This is a genomic window from Pseudonocardia sp. McavD-2-B (assembly GCF_024124365.1).
In the GTDB taxonomy this organism is placed as follows: domain Bacteria; phylum Actinomycetota; class Actinomycetes; order Mycobacteriales; family Pseudonocardiaceae; genus Pseudonocardia; species Pseudonocardia alni.
Genome location: NZ_JAMXSG010000037.1, coordinates 1 through 15,281 on the forward strand (window position 1 = coordinate 1; position 15,281 = coordinate 15,281).

12 protein-coding genes are annotated in these 15,281 nt (G+C 75.2%); 8 read left to right on the forward strand and 4 right to left on the reverse strand.

What is annotated here, in order from left to right:
• On the reverse strand, positions 1-559 hold a 559-nt coding region (locus NH602_RS08060), incomplete at its 3' end, for a TetR/AcrR family transcriptional regulator (protein WP_253067461.1).
• 411 nt (positions 560-970) lie between these two features.
• Here NH602_RS08060 and NH602_RS08065 point away from each other — a divergent pair.
• The 6 genes from NH602_RS08065 (at position 971) to NH602_RS08090 (ending at position 6,103) form a co-directional block, all read left to right on the forward strand.
• Positions 971-2,161, forward strand: coding sequence for an FAD-dependent monooxygenase (locus tag NH602_RS08065; protein ID WP_253067462.1), 1,191 nt, complete (start codon positions 971-973; stop codon positions 2,159-2,161).
• A gap of 110 nt (positions 2,162-2,271) precedes the next feature.
• On the forward strand, positions 2,272-3,192 hold the full coding sequence (locus tag NH602_RS08070; protein WP_062401995.1) for a LysR family transcriptional regulator: 921 nt from the start codon (positions 2,272-2,274) through the stop codon (positions 3,190-3,192).
• Positions 3,189-4,292: a mandelate racemase/muconate lactonizing enzyme family protein gene (locus tag NH602_RS08075; RefSeq protein WP_253067463.1), complete on the forward strand. Its 1,104-nt coding sequence runs from the start codon at positions 3,189-3,191 to the stop codon at positions 4,290-4,292. The genes NH602_RS08070 and NH602_RS08075 overlap by 4 nt, the downstream gene beginning before the upstream one ends.
• A gap of 26 nt (positions 4,293-4,318) precedes the next feature.
• A complete protein-coding gene (catA, locus tag NH602_RS08080; RefSeq protein WP_253067464.1) occupies positions 4,319-5,158 on the forward strand; it encodes a catechol 1,2-dioxygenase in 840 nt (279 codons plus the stop codon).
• On the forward strand, positions 5,158-5,442 hold the full coding sequence (locus NH602_RS08085; protein ID WP_073573973.1) for a muconolactone Delta-isomerase family protein: 285 nt from the start codon (positions 5,158-5,160) through the stop codon (positions 5,440-5,442). The genes catA and NH602_RS08085 overlap by 1 nt, the downstream gene beginning before the upstream one ends.
• A 226-nt stretch (positions 5,443-5,668) precedes the next feature.
• Entirely contained in the window at positions 5,669-6,103 is a 435-nt protein-coding gene (locus NH602_RS08090; protein ID WP_100880197.1) for a hypothetical protein, read from the forward strand.
• On the opposite strand, the gene NH602_RS08095 is transcribed toward NH602_RS08090, so the two are convergent.
• The gene (locus NH602_RS08095; protein WP_179760402.1) at positions 6,090-6,722 is read right to left on the reverse strand and encodes a TetR/AcrR family transcriptional regulator; all 633 of its coding nucleotides are present in this window, start codon (positions 6,720-6,722) and stop codon (positions 6,090-6,092) included. The two genes, NH602_RS08090 and NH602_RS08095, sit on opposite strands and share 14 nt — an antisense overlap.
• A 117-nt stretch (positions 6,723-6,839) precedes the next feature.
• Here NH602_RS08095 and NH602_RS08100 point away from each other — a divergent pair, with 117 nt between their 5' ends.
• Positions 6,840-8,882 carry a fatty acid desaturase gene (locus tag NH602_RS08100; RefSeq protein WP_253067465.1) on the forward strand — a complete coding sequence of 681 codons (2,043 nt, stop codon included), beginning with the start codon at positions 6,840-6,842 and terminating at the stop codon, positions 8,880-8,882.
• A gap of 90 nt (positions 8,883-8,972) precedes the next feature.
• Here NH602_RS08100 and NH602_RS08105 read toward each other — a convergent pair whose 3' ends face one another.
• Both NH602_RS08105 and NH602_RS08110 read right to left on the reverse strand, forming a co-directional pair.
• A complete protein-coding gene (locus NH602_RS08105) occupies positions 8,973-9,176 on the reverse strand; it encodes a hypothetical protein (RefSeq protein WP_139282678.1) in 204 nt (67 codons plus the stop codon).
• 150 nt (positions 9,177-9,326) lie between these two features.
• A complete protein-coding gene (locus tag NH602_RS08110; protein WP_253067466.1) occupies positions 9,327-9,545 on the reverse strand; it encodes a hypothetical protein in 219 nt (72 codons plus the stop codon).
• 669 nt (positions 9,546-10,214) lie between these two features.
• Between NH602_RS08110 and NH602_RS08115 the strand changes: the two genes are divergently transcribed.
• Positions 10,215-15,236, forward strand: coding sequence for a SpoIIE family protein phosphatase (locus NH602_RS08115; RefSeq protein WP_253067467.1), 5,022 nt, complete (start codon positions 10,215-10,217; stop codon positions 15,234-15,236).
• The last annotated feature ends 45 nt before the right edge of the window (positions 15,237-15,281 follow it).

Genomic DNA, 15,281 nt, shown 5'->3' on the forward strand with positions numbered 1-15,281 from the left:
CGCCGCCCGACCCCGGCGACGTCCCCGCTCCGCCCGACCCCGGCGACGTCCCCGCTCCGCCGGACCCCGGCTCGGCCAGTGCCTGCACCCCGTGGAGCAGGGCCAGCAGCTGCTCCACCAGCACCCCGTCGGGGGCCGGGGCGACGATCCCGCCCGCCCGCCGGCCCTCCTCGATCCGGGCCGCCAGCCGGGTCCGCCACCGCGCGGTCACCTCCGCGAGGACCGCGGCCGGCCCGGGTCCGGACGCCGCGACCCGGGCGAACGGCGTCCCGGTGTGCGCGATGACCTCCTCGCAGAACACGTGCAGCGCCGCCACCCCGGACAGCCCGGCCGCACGCCGCGCCACCCGGGCGTCGAGGTCGTCGAGAGCCCGCCGGAACGCGCACTCCACGATCGCGGCGCGGCCGGCGAAGTAGTGCGCCGGCGCCCCGTGGGCAACCCCCAGTGCCGCGCTGACCTCCCGCAGCGTGACCACGTCCGGACCGCGCTCGGCGATCAGCCGCCAGGCGGCGTCGGCGATCTCGCCCCGGCGCTGCTCGTGATCCACCCGCTTCGGCACGGTCGCTCCTCGTGTCAGCTCACGTTTTTTCTACACCAGGAGAGCCATGCTGGCCGTACCAGATCCGGACGATCCGAATCCATTCGGGCTAACGATAAGTCGTCGTCGCACGTCACCGGGCTGCTCGGCCTGGCCCTCGCGCTCGGCGGCTCGGACACCCCGCGCGAGGCCCCGCACGGCGCGAACACCGTCATGCCGGCCCGGCTGTTCGTGACGGTGCGCGGCAGCGGGGGCGACATCGTCGACGCGCCCACCGGGCGGCCCCACCCCGACGCACCACAGGTGCACGTCGACGTCGAGCGGCGCCAGGTCGGGATCCGCGTGAGGCCGTGCGGGTCGTGCCGAAAGGGGTCCCGACTGAGACGATCCGTGGAGAGATACCCCCTCGGTATCCGTGTCAGGATCAGAGTCATGGACGAATCAGTGGTGATCGTCGGTGCCGGGATCGGGGGCCTCTCGCTGGCCCTCTCGCTGCACGCCCGCGGCGTCCGGGTCACCGTGCTCGAGCGGGCGGCCGAGCTGCGCGAGGTCGGCGCCGCCGTCGCGCTGTCGGCGAACGGGCTGCGCCCGCTGGACGAGCTCGGCCTGCTGGGCGAGCTGGAGAAGGTGTCCGCCCAGCCGACCGCGCTCATCCACCGCGGCTGGCGCGACGACGAGCGGGTGACCGCCTTCCCGGTCGGCTCCGACGGCAGCTACCGGCGCCGCTTCGGCGCCCCCTACCTGGGCATCCACCGGGCGGAGTTCCAGCGGGTCCTCGCCGGCGCCTGCCCCGCCGGGATGGTGCGGCTCGGCTGCGAGGTGACCGCGGTCGACCCGGACGGGACGGTCACCCTCGCCTCCGGGGAGCGCGTCCGGGGCTCGGTCGTCGTCGGTGCGGACGGGGTGCACTCCCGGGTGCGCTCGGTCGTCGACCCCGCGGCCCGCCCCCGCTACACCGGGACGTCGGCCTTCCGCGGGATCGTCGACGTCGCCGACGCCCCGCTGCTGCCCGACCCGGGCGCGATCCAGTTCTGGATGGGCCCGGATGCGCACGTGCTGCACTACGCGATCGGCCCGCACGCCGAGCAGATCAACTTCTTCGCGGTGCTGGAGGGCCCCGACCCGTGGACGGGCGAGACCGGGCCGACCGACACCGACCCCGGCACCCTGGCGCGGGCCTTCGACGGCTGGTCCCCGGGTGTCGTGCAGATGCTGACGGCGGTGCCGCAGTCCCCGCGCTGGCCGTTGTACACGCTTCCCCCGATGACGCGCTGGTCCCGTGGCCGCGTCGTCCTGCTCGGCGACGCCGTGCACACGTTGCTGCCGCACCACGGTCAGGGCGCGAACCAGTCCATAGAGGACGCGGCCGTGCTCGCCGACCTGCTCGCCGCCCCCGGTGCGCTCGACGGCGGCCACACCGCGGTGTTCGACCGCTACCAGCGGCTGCGCCGGGCGCGGACCCGGTCGATCCAGCGCAGCTCGCTGGTCACCAGCGGACTGCTGCACCTGCCCGACGGCCCGGCGGCCGACGCCCGCAACGCGGGGCTGACCGGGCTGGACCCGTGGTTGACCTGGATCCACGGCGTGGACGCGCGGGCCGACACCCGGCCCGTACCGGCCTGACCCGGGATTCAGCTGATTCACCTCTGAATCGGACCCTTTCCGGTCTTTGTGTCTACAGAGTCGCGCGCCTACCGTCAGATCACGCGCCGGATGCGAGGGAGGTGACGGGAATGGATCTGCGGCAGCTCCGCTACTTCGTGGCGGTCGCGGAGACGCGGCACTTCGGCCGCGCCGCCGAGCGGCTGCACATGGCCCAGTCCCCGCTCTCCCAGGCCATCCGTCAGCTGGAGAGCCAGGTCGGCGCCACCCTGTTCGAGCGCACCACCCGCCGGGTCGACCTGACCCCGGCGGGGACGTCGCTGCTGGAGGACGCGCGGCGGATCCTCGCCGGCGTCGAGGACGCGCGCCGCCGCGTCGAGCAGGTCGCCGCGGGCACCGAGGGCGTGGTGACCGTGGGTGCCACCGACCTCGCCGCCTACCGGCTGCTGCCGCGGCTGGCCCGGGTCGCCGCCCGCCGGATGCCGGGCGTCTCGCTGCGGTTCCTGCCCGGGCTCCTCACCGCCGCCCAGGAGGACGCGCTCGACGAGCGCCGCATCGACCTCGCCGTGCTGCGCCCGCCGGTGGTGCGCCCGGAGATGTCGGTCCGCCCGATCGCCCAGGAACGGCTCCTCGCGGCGCTGCCGGCCACGCACCGGCTCGCCGGGGCCGGGACGGTCGCGCTGGCCGAGCTGCGCGGCGACGACTTCGTCGCCTACGGCGCCCCCGGGTCGGTGGTCGACTCGGTCGCCACCCAGGGCTGCCTGGACTCCGGGTTCCTCCCGCGGCGCCGCACCGAGGCCCGCGACACCCCCATCCTGCTCACCCACGTCGCCGCCGGTGCCGGGGTCGCGTTGCTGCCCGAGTCGGTGCGCGCCCTGGGCACCGAGGGCGTCGTCTACGCCGACCTGGACCGCGAGCTGCGCGTCGACCTGGCCCTGGCCTGGCGCACCGACGACGACTCCCCCGCCCTCGTCCGGCTGCTCGACGTGCTCGCCGAGCGCGCCCACGAGCTGGACCCCCGCCCCGCCACCGTCCCCGGAGGACCGCAGTGAAGATCGTGGCCGTCGAGGCGATCCCGTTCGCCGTGCCCTACCGCAAACCGCTGCGGTTCGCCTCCGGCGAGGTGCACACCGCCGACCACGTGCTGGTGCGGGTGCACGCCGAGGACGGCGTCGTCGGCGTCGCCGAGGCCCCGCCCCGCCCCTACACCTACGGCGAGACCCAGGCCTCCATCCGCGCGGTGGTCGACACCGTGTTCGCCCCGGAGATCGTGGGCCTGAGCGTGTTCGAGCGGGAACGGATCCACGCCGTCCTGGACCGGACGATCGGCAACCCCACCGCGAAGGCCGCGATCGACATGGCCGTCTGGGACGTCATCGGGCGCCGGCTCGGTGTCGGCGTCTCCGAGCTGCTCGGCGGATACACCGACCGGATGCGGGTCTCGCACATGGTCGGCTTCGCCCCCGACGACGTGATGGTCGCCGAGGCGCAGCGGATGCGCGACGAGCACGGCGTCACCACCTTCAAGGTCAAGGTCGGCCGCCGCCCCGTCGCGCTGGACACCGGCGCCTGCCGGGCGCTGCGCGAGGCGCTGGGCCCCGACGTGGAGCTCTACGTCGACGGCAACCGCGGCTGGACCGCGTCGGAGGCGGCGCGGGCCCTGGACGAGATGGCCGACCTCGGCCTGACCTTGTCCGAGGAGCTCATGCCCGCCGACCAGGTGCTCGGGCGACGCTGGCTCACCGCCCGCACCACCGTCCCGACCGTCGCCGACGAGTCCGCCACCCGACCCGGCGAGGTGACCCGCGAGTTGCTCGACGGCGCCGCCACCATGATCAGCATCAAGACCGCGCGGACCGGGTTCACCGGCTCGCAGCGGGTGCTGCACCTGTGCGAGGGACTCGGCACCGAGGTGGTCATGGGCAATCAGGTCGACGGTCAGCTCGGCACCGCCTGCACGGTCGCCTTCGGCGCGGCGCACCGCCACACCAGCGCCCGCGCCGGGGAGCTGTCGAACTACCTCGACATGAGCGACGACCTGCTCACCGAGCCGCTGCGGATCACCGGCGGCAAGCTGCGCGTCCCCGGCGGGCCCGGGATCGGCGTCGACGTCGACCCCGACAAGCTCGCCCACTACCGCACCGACACCTGAGCACCGCCCCACCACAGGAGAGAGACATGTCCGAGACCGCCACCGCCGCCGGCTCCGGCGCGAACGCCACCGCCACCTTCGCGAAGAAGGAGCGCACCGGCGCCGCCGCCGACCCGGCCCGGGTGTCCGCCATCGCCACCGACACCCTGCAGGCCCTGCACGAGGTCATCCGCAAGCACGAGGTGACCTACGCCGAGTACGACGCGCTCAAGGCGTGGCTGATCCAGGTCGGCGCCGACGGCGAGTGGCCGCTGTTCCTCGACGTGTTCGTCGAGCACGTCGTGGAGGAGGTCGCCAACGCCGACCGCCGCGGCGCCGTCGGCACCATCGAGGGCCCGTACTACGTGCCGGGCGCCCCGGTCATCGAGTCCGGGTCCGCGATGCCGATGCGTCCCGACGAGAAGGGCACCCCGCTGCTGTTCCAGGGCACCGTCACCGACCTCGACGGCGCCCCGGTCGCCGGCGCGACGGTCGATCTCTGGCACGCCGACGACGAGGGCTACTACTCCCAGTTCGCCCCCGGCATCCCCGAGTGGAACCTGCGCGCGGTCGTCCACACCGGCGCCGACGGGCGCTTCGCGTTCCACACCATGCAGCCCGCGCCCTACCAGATCCCGACCGACGGCTCGACCGGCGCGTTCATCGACGCGGCGGGCTGGCACCCGTGGCGGCCCGCGCACCTGCACCTCAAGGTGTCCGCGCCCGGCAAGCAGCCCGTCACCACCCAGCTCTACTTCGACGGCGGGGACTACGTCGCCGACGACGTCGCCCAGGCCGTCAAGCCCGATTTGATCCTGCACCCCGGCCCGGCCGCGAGCGGCACCGGCAACGAGGTCACCTACGACTTCGCGCTGGACCCCGCCTGATGGCCCGCTTCGCCGTCCGGATGGAGGTCGACCTCCCCGCCGACATGGACCCCGACGCCAAAGCCGACCTGCTGGCCCGGGAGAAGGCCTGGTCCCAGCAGTGGCAGCGGTCGGGTGAGTGGGTGAGCATCTGGCGCTGCGTCGGCGAGTACGCCAACCTCTCGATCTTCGAGGTGCGCGACAACGAGCAGCTCCACGAGATCCTGTGGGGCCTGCCGCTGTTCCCGTACATGACGATGCAGGTGACCCCGCTGGCCACGCACCCGTCGGACATCCACGCCTGAGCCCCGCCGGGGCGCCCGGACCCGGTGACGGGCGCCCCGGCGGCCACGCCGACGCCGACGCCGACGGCTTCACCGCCTCCGGGCACCCGGCCCGGGACCGGTTCGGCGAGCACCTGCTCGGCTGAGCCCGGCCCGTTTTTACCGTCGGCTTCCCCAGGGCTGTCCGCGGGCTGAGGTGGGGCGTCCTAGCGTCGGGGACACAGCGACGATCGTCCCCGGAGGCCCGATGATCCAGCCGGATCTGCAGCTCGTCGGACCCGCCGAGTTCGCCCGCGACCAGACCCTGCTTCTTCTCGCCGGCGACCCGGCCCTCACCCGGTCCGGTGTCACCTTCGCGAGCGTTGTCGCGCTGCCGGGGATCGGCGGGTCGTACGCCGTGCCTGCCCGCGCGACCGAGGACGTGCTGGCCCTGACCTGGTCGCCTCCCCGCGCCGCGGCCGACGGCACGGTGTGCCAGCGCGTGTGCCTGTCGGTGGTCCCGTCCCGCGACGGGCACCGGCGCGGGGGCGCAGCGGTTCTGCGGGCCGCCGGGCGGGCGCTGCTCGGTGCGGGCGGCTCGGTGCCCGGCGTCGCAGCGATCGGCGTCGCGCGGCCGCACATCCAGCGCTGCGTCGGCGACGGCGTCGTCACGACCGGGTTCGACGTCCTCAGCCGGGGCTGACCCCGGTCCCGCCCGGCCCGGCGGCGCCGCCGAGGAAGCCGCGGAGCAGCCACCCGGCCTGCGCGACCGCCGGCTCGGTGGAGTCCCCCGGTGACGTGGCGTGGCTGACCACCAGCCGCACCACACCGTCGACGAGCCGGGGCAGGTCCGCGACCCCGGCCAGGGCCGGGTGGAGCGCGGAGATCTCGCGCAGCAGCGCCGTCGCCGCCCGGTCGCGCACCACGTCGGGCCGGGCCGTCACCAGCGGGAGCAGGCTCTCCCCCACGCCCTCGTCGACGGTGAGGATCGACGTCAGGAGCGCGTTGCGCGCCCCGTACTCCAGCACGTCGCGGACCGCGGCCACCACGCCGGCGACGGCGTCCGCGGGGTGGGCGCGCATCTGTTCGCACATCACCGCGACGAACCCGTCGGTCTCGCGACCGACCAGTGCGCTGCCCAGCTCCGCCTTGGTGCCGATCTCGTTGTAGAGGTGCTGGCGGCTGATTCCCGCACGCCCGGCGACGGCGCTCATCGTCAGCGACGACCACCCCGACTCCGTCGTGATGTCCCGCGCGGCGTCGAGGAGCCGCGTGCGGAGAACCTCCCGCCGCTCCCGCCGGAACGCACCCGAGCCCGCCACCCCTGCACTGTACAGAGCGACCACCGATGACTGATCTGTTGACAGATGACCCGTGATTGTCAACTATTCCTACGGGCGGTCGACGACGACCGCGCTCCGTCCGGTCAGGAGGCAGCCATGAGCACGGCGGCGGGAACCACACGCGAGGGAGCCGGCGGCGACCGGCCCGCGGACCCCGGGCGGCCCGTACCCACCCCGGGGATCACGCTCCCCGTCGTCGCACTGCCGACCCTGGCGTTGTTCCTGGGCTCGCTCGCGGCCTGGGTGGGGGCGACCGCCCTGGTCCTGACCGGGACCGACCCGTGGCGCTACCTGGTCACGGTGCCGGTGCACGCCCTGGTCACGTTCGCGATGTTCACGGTGCTGCACGAGACCGTCCACCTCGCGGGCGGACGCCTGCGGTGGGTCAACGAGGTGCTCGGCCGGCTGTCGATGCTGTTCGTGGTGGCCTGGGCCGCGTTCCCGATGCTGCGTTACCTGCACATCGAGCACCACCGCAACACCAACGAGGACACCTCCCGCGACCCCGACGCGTGGACCGAGTCGGGCCCGGCGTGGAGCTGGCCACTGCGCTGGATGACCATCGACCTCTGGTACGTGCGCTTCTACCTGCCCCGGATCCCGAGCAGGCCGCGGGCCGAGCTCGTCGAGCAGGCCGTGGTGTTCCTCGTCGTGGTCTCCGCGTTCGTCGCGACGGCGGTGACCGGCCACGGCTGGGAGCTGCTGGTGATCTACCTGATCCCGCAGCGGCTGGGCATCGCGCTGCTCGCCTGGTGGTTCGACTGGCTGCCCCACCACGACCTCGGGGAGACCGCCCGGTCCGACCGGTTCGCCGCGACCCGCATGCGGGTCGGCTGGGAACGCCTGGTCACCCCGTTGATGCTCGGCCAGAACTACCACCTGGTCCACCACATCCACCCGACCGTCCCGTTCTACCGCTACCAGGACGTGTGGCGCCGGGCGATGTCGGACTGGCTCGACCGCCCGGTCCCGATCACGACGGTCCTCGGCTCGGACCTGTCCCCCGCCGAGTACCGGGCGTGGCGACGGCTGACCTCCCACACCGACCGCGACGCCGACCTCCCGACCCGCCCGCACCCGCTGCGCGTGACCGCGGTGGACCGGCTCACCCCGGACGCGGTCGCGGTCACCCTGGAGGTGCCCGGCGAGCTGCGCGACGTGTTCGCCCACCGCCCCGGCCGCCATGTCACCGTGGGCGCGCGGATCGACGGCGAGCTCGTGCGGCGCAACTACTCGATCTGCTCCACCGACGGGTCGGCGCTGCGCATCGCCGTGCGCCGCGTCGACGGCGGACGGTTCTCGACGTGGGCGGGCTCCGCGCTCGCCGTCGGCGACACCCTCGAGGTCACGCCGCCCTCGGGGCAGTTCGTCCTGCCCGCCGGCCCCCGCGGGGGCCGCACCGTCGCCGCGGTCGCCGCGGGCAGCGGCATCACCCCGGTCATCGCGATCCTCACCGCCGCCCTCGACGAGGACCCCGACCGCCGCGCCGTCCTGCTCTACGCCAACCGCGACACCGAGCACACGATGTTCGCCGACGAGCTCGACGAACTCGTCCGTCGCTCCGGGGGGCGGCTCACCGTCGTGCACCACCACTCGCGGTCCGGTGCCGCCGGATCCGCCGACGGGTCCGCACCGGACGGCACGACGCGCACCGTCGTCCCGGGCCGCCTCGGCGCGGACCGGTTCGCCGAGCACCTCACCGCGCTGCCGGTGGACGACGCGGACTGGTTCCTCTGCGGGCCGCCGCCGATGCTCGACGAGCTCGTCGGCGTCCTCGACGCCCACGGTGTCACCCGTGACCGGGTCCACCGGGAGTTCTTCGTCGCCCCCTCCGGCGACGACGGCGACGCCGTCCCCACCCGTCCGGCCGTGGTCACCGTGCGCCGCGGCGGGCGGGAGACCGTCACCCGGAGCCGGGGCACCGCGTCGCTGCTGGAGACCGCACTCGAGGCCGGGGTCGAGGCCCCGTACCTGTGCGCGGGCGGCATCTGCGGCACCTGCCGCGCGCAGATCGTCACCGGCGCGGTGCACATGCAGCAGAACTACGCCCTCACCGACGACGAGGTGGCCTGCGGCGCGATCCTCACCTGCCAGTCCCGGCCCACCACCGACGAGGTGACCATCGACTACGACCGGTGACACGCGCATTCCGGTCGATTCCCGGGAACCCGGCGGCACGGGCGACCGCGGCACCGACCGGGGAGTGAGCGCGGTCCGCCGACCGGCCGGTCAGATCGCGCCGGTCAGCTCCCCGGTGACCACGCGGCGCTCGTTCTCCGTCCGCCAGGCGCGGTAGTCGGCGTCGTCGGCGGCGGTCCCGATCCGGGCGATGCAGTCGGCGCAGAGGTCCGCGACCTGCAGCAGGCAGTCCTGGCCGCAGTCCCGGCACGCGATGAGCTCGGCGATGGGGTCGTTCACGGTCGCTCCGGACATGACCCCGAGCCTACCGAGGGCGCCCGGCAGCCCCCAGGTTGGCGGGTCCGGCACGCGGGACCGGCCCCGGCGTCGACGCCGGTCCACCAGCCGGTCAGGCAGCGTCCCGGCGGGCGCGTCCACGACCGCTCGGTCGCCACGGAGGCGCTCCTACCGAGGTGGTCGTGGGCGGGCGTCGGCGAACGGCCCGTCCGCCGCGTGGTCGAGCGGGCTGTCGAACGGCACGTCGACGAGCCCGTTCACCGCGGGCTGGACGGCGGCGAGTGCCTCGGTCGCGGTCCGAGCGACCTCCTCGGCGGTCACCTCGCCGTCGCGGATCAGTGCTGCGAGGGCGGTGGCGTCGAGGTCGGCGTACTCGCGCGGTTCCATGGTTCCTCCTGCCGTGGGGTGGGCGAACCGTAGGCGGGCGACCTGCTGCGGGGATCGGTCGATCGACGGGTCCCGCCCGCCCGTGAGCGTGCTGGGGCATGACCGCGCCGGCCACCGCACACGAGCTGGACGCCTTCCTCCGCCGCAACGGTGGCCGGACCCCGGGCTCGGCCGCGTTCGTGCTCGAGGGGCTGGCGGCGCTGGTGTCGTCGGAGTGCGTCGCGCTGTCGGTGTGGGACCCCGTGCGGGGCTGCCACCGTGCCCTGGCCCGACGACGACGCCCTGCTCACGCTGCTCGGCTCCGACCTCGCCGCCTCCCTGGACCCGCTGCCACGGCTGCAGCTCTCCACGGCCGGTCTCGGCGACGGCGGCAAGGTGGGGGTTGCTCGTCCGACCCGGGGCCCGGTCGCTACGCCCCCACCGCCCGCAGCAACCCCGTCCGGTCGTGACACCCGACGTGGTCGAACTCGGTGTCGTCCCCTCGGCCACGGTCACCTCGTGGTGGAGCCGCAGGTCGGCGGCGGCCGGACGGCTCCGCGGATCTCGGCCGGGCCGCGGGCTGGACGACAATGTCGCAGATGCTGTCGCGCCGCGGAGATGAGTGGCGCACGTCCGGACGGGGTCGGCTAGATTTCCCACGACCGCCCGACGGGGCCGAGGAGGTGGTTCGTGCGCGGCGACGACGACGCGGTCGAGGGCACGCGGTCCGACCTCGTCCACGCCGCGATGGCGGCCCACGACTGGTCCTCCCACCCGCTCGGCCCGCCCGAGCGCTGGTCACCGGACCTGCGCAGTGTCGTCCGGATGCTGCTCGACTCCCGGTTCTCGATGTGGATGGCGTGGGGCCCGGACCTCACGATGTTCTACAACGACGCCTACCGGCGCGACACGCTGCGCGACAAGCACCCGTGGGCGCTCGGCCGATCCGCACGCGAGGTGTGGGCCGAGGTCTGGGACGACGTCAGCCCGCTGATCGGGTCGGTGCTCGCCGGCGGTGGGGCCACCTGGGACGAGGACCTCCTGCTGTTCCTCGAACGCAGCGGCTACCCCGAGGAGACCTACCACACCTTCTCCTACAGCCCGCTGCACGAGGACGGCGCCGTCGCCGGGATGCTGTGCGTGGTCACCGAGAACACCGACCGCGTGCTCAGCGAACGCCGCATGCAGACCCTGCGCGACCTCGCCGCCGACCTGGGGCCGACCCGCACCGGGGCGCAGGTGTACGCCGCGGTCGGGCGCGCGCTGGCCGGCAACCCGCAGGACGTGCCGTTCGGGCTGGTCTACGAGTTCACCGAGGACGGCGGGACCCGGCTCGCCGGCTCCACGGGCATCGCGGCCGACGCACCCGGTGCCGACCCGGCCGGCTGGCCGCTCGACCCGGTGCGCGAGGGCGGCACCGCGGTCGTCGAGGACCTGGCCTCCCGCCTGCCGGGCCTGCCCCACGGCGCCTGGCACCGGCCGCCGTCGCACGCCGTGCTGGTCCCGCTCGCCGGGGCGCAGGGCGAGACCCGGATCCGGGGGGCGCTGGTCGTCGGGCTGAACCCGTTCCGGACCTTCGACGAGCGCTACCGGGCCTTCGTCGACCTCCTGGCGGGCCAGATCGGGGCCGCGCTGGTCGCCGCGGGTGCCTACGAGGCCGAGCGCGAGCGGGCCGAGGCGCTCGCCGAGCTCGACCGCGCCAAGACCGACTTCTTCTCCAACGTCAGCCACGAGTTCCGCACGCCCCTGACGCTGATCATGGGACCGGTCGAGCGGCTGCGCGACGACCCGCCGGGACCCGACCGGCTCGCCGCGGAGCTCGACGTCGTGCACCGCAACGCGCTGCGCCTCGGGCGGCTGGTCACCACGCTGCTCGACTTCTCCCGGCTGCAGGCCGGACGGCTGCGCGCCACGTTCGAGCCGACCGACCTCGCCGCCTTCACCACCGAGCTGACCAGCCTGTTCCGGTCGGCGATGGAGCGCGCCGGGCTGGACTACACGGTGGACTGCCCGCCGCTGCCCGGGCCGGTCCACGTCGACCGGGAGTCCTGGGAGAAGGTCGTCCTCAACCTGCTGTCCAACGCGCTGAAGTTCACCCTGGACGGCCGCGTCGCGGTCGCCCTGCGCGCCGACGGCGACGACGCGGTCGAGCTGACCGTCGCCGACACCGGGGCCGGGATCGCGGCCGAGGAGCTGCCCCGGCTGTTCGAGCGGTTCCACCGCATCGCCGGCGCCCGCGCCCGCTCGACCGAGGGGTCGGGCATCGGGCTCGCCATGACCCGCGAGCTGGTCACCCTGCACGGGGGGACGATCACCGCGGCGAGCACCGCGGGCGCGGGCACCACGTTCACCGTCCGGATCCCGACCGGCACCGCCCACCTCGACCCGGACCGCGTCGCCGACACGGCGTCGGGCGGCGCACCGACCGCGACCTCGGAGGCGTTCGTCGGCGAGGCGCTGCGCTGGCTGCCCGGCCCGTCACCGGCGCCGGCACCCGTCGTCGGGGAGGGGGCGGACGCACCGGTCTCCGCGGGCCGGATCCTCGTCGCCGACGACAACGCCGACATGCGCGAGTACCTGCAGCGGCTGCTGGCCGACCGCTACGAGGTCCAGCTCGTCGAGGACGGGAAGTCCGCGCTGACCGCGGCCCGGGAGCGCCCGCCGGACCTGGTCGTCACCGACATCATGATGCCGGTCCTCGACGGCATGGAGCTGCTGGCGGCGCTGCGCGGCGACCGTCGTACCGCCGGGGTGCCCGTCCTGCTGCTCTCCGCCCGGGCCGGTGAGGAGGCCGCGATCGAGGGCCTCGGCGCCGGCGCGGACGACTACCTGGTGAAGCCCTTCTCCGCGGCCGAGCTCGTGGCCCGGGTCAACGCCCACCTGAAGCTGGGGCGGGTCCGCCGCGACGCCGAGGCCCGGTTCACCGCCATGGCCGATCTGGCCCCGGCCCTGATCTGGGTCGCGGACCCGGACGGCGCGCGGACCTACGTCAACTCCGGCTGGCAGGAGTTCACCGGCCGGGAGGTCCCCGCGGACCTCGGCGACGGCTGGACCGACGGGCTGCACCCCCAGGACCGGCAGCGCTACCGCGACCGCGTGACCCCGGCGCTCGTATCCGGGACGGGCTGGCAGATCGAGTACCGGCTCCGCCGCGCCGACGGCGCCTTCCGCTGGATCCTCGAGCACGCCGTCCCGCTGCACACCGGTACCGACGGGACGGTCACCGGCTGGGTGGGCAGCGGCACCGACATCAACGCCCGGTACCGCGAGTCCGAACGCCAGACGCTGCTCGCCCGGCTCAGCCGGGAGCTGGACGGCTCCGACGGCGTCGACGACCGGCTGCGGCGGCTGACCGCGCTGCTCGTCGAGACCCGGCTGGCCGACGTGTGCACGGTCCGCCGCGTCGACGACGCCGGGCGGCTCGTCCGCGTCGCCCGGTACGGTCCGGACGCCGCGACCGAGGAGGCGCTCGACGAGCGCTCCGCCGAGACCTCGTTCGGCCTCCGGGTCCTCGACACCGGCACCGCCGTCCTGTGGGACGACACCGCCCCCGGCGCGATGGTCCCCGGCTCCTCGATCCCCGCACGCTCCGCGGTCGGGGTGCCGCTGTCCGCGCGCGGCCGGACGCTGGCCGTCCTGGTGCTGGTCCGGGGCCCGCGGACCACGCCGTACACCGCGGACGACATCGAGCTCGTCACCGAGCTCGCCGACCGGGCCGCGCTCGCGCTCGACAACGCGCTGCTGCTCGCCGACGAGCGGGCCAACGCCGACCGGCTGGCGCTGCTGCAGCGGGCCACCGCGCAGCTGTCGGCCGCCGCCGACCCGACCGAGGTCGCCCGGACCGTCGTCACCCACCTGACGGCGCTGCTCGGCACCTGCCGGATCGCGGTCTACGAGCTCGACCCGGCCGGGCAGCAGCTGCGGGCACTGGCCCTGCACGGCGTCGCCGACCCGCAGGCGTGGCGCGAGGTGCCGCTGACCTCGCCGGTGCCGGCGGCGGTGACCGCCCGCCAGGCCCGCGCGCTGTGGCTGGAACCGGGCACCGACTGGCGGGAGCGCCACCCGGAGACCGCCACCCTGCTCGACGGCCTCGGCCACGCGACCGTCTTCACCCTCCCGCTGGTCACCGCCTCCCGCACCGTCGGCGTCATCGCGGTCGCGTTCGGGACGCCGCGCCCGCTCACCCCGAACGAGCGAGCCACCCTGCTCGCCCTGACCGACCCGGCCGCGCAGGCGCTCGAACGCGCCCGGCTCTACCGCGCCGAGCGGGAGGTCGCCCACACCCTGCAGCGCACGCTGCTGCCCACCCGCCTGCCCGACCTCGACACCGTGGAGATCGCGGTGCGCTACCAGGCCGGCGCCGCGGGCACCGAGGCCGGCGGCGACTGGTACGACGTCGTCGACCTCGGCGGCGGGCGGGTCGGGCTGTCGGTGGGGGACGTCGTCGGACAAGGCGTCGCGGCGGCCGCGGTGATGGCCCAGCTGCGCACCGTGCTCTCCGGGGCCGTCCGGCAGGGCCGCGACCCCGCGGCCGCGCTGGAGCTGCTGGACGAGTTCGCGACCTGGATCCCCGGTGCCCGCTACTCGACGGCGGCCTGCGTGGTCGTCGACCCCGGCCGCGGGGAGCTGCGCTGGGCGCGGGCCGGGCACCTGCCCGTGCTGGTCGTCGACGAGAACGGCAGCCGTTACCTCGCGGGCGGCCACAACCCCGTCCTCGGCGTCCGCGGCCGGCCGCCCCTCGGCGAGGGTGTCGCCCCGATCGCGGCCGGGCAGACGCTGGTCCTCTACACCGACGGTCTCGTCGAGCGCCGCGGCGAGGTCGTCGACGAGGGGCTGGACCGGCTGGCCCGGATCGCCGCCGAGGTCGCGGGGCTGCCGCCCGAGCAGTTCGCCGACCAGATCGTCGGCCGGGCCCTGGCCGGGGCCGCCCACACCGACGACGCCGCGCTGGTCTGCGTCCGCGTCCTCCCGCCCGACATCGACCTCACCGTCCCCGGGTCCGCCCGGGAGCTGCCGGCGATGCGCCGCCGGGTCCGGCGCTGGGCCGGCCACGTGGGCCTGGGCGAGGACCTCGGCGACGACCTGGTCCGCGCGATCGACGAGGCCGCCGCCAACAGCGTCGAGCACGGCTACGCCGAGTTCGACCCGCCCGGTGAGGTGCACCTGCGTCTCGGGTACACCCCGCACGACGGTGTCCGGGCCCGGGTCGCCGACACCGGCCGCTGGCGGCCGCCGCCGCCCGACCCCGGCTACCGCGGGCGCGGCCTGCAGATGATCCGCGCCATCGCCACCACCGCCGAGATCGACACGGCGGGCGGGGGCACCGTGGTGCGCATGCAGATCACCCCGGACCCGCGCACGCCCGCCGTGGCGCAGCAGCCCGCGCCGCCCGTACGGCCCTCCCCCGGACGCCGGCGCACCGAGCTGCACGACGACGGCCGCAGCGGCGACGCCCGCCGCCTCACCCTGGCCGGCGACCTCGACCTCGCCGGGGCCGCCGAGATCCGCGACCGGCTCCTGGAGCTGGTCGCCGCCGGGCCGGTGCTCCTCGTCCTCGACGGACCGACCTACGTCGCGAGCAACGGCGCCGCCCTGCTCGCCGAGGCCGCCGACCGGGCGGGCGCCCGCGGGCACCGGCTGCGGGTCGAGGTGCCGCCGGGCCCGGCGCGGCACGCGCTGGAGCTCTCCGGGCTGCTCACGCTCCTGGGGTGAGGGCCCCGGCGGCCCGGCACACAGCTGCCTGCCGAGCCGTCGCGA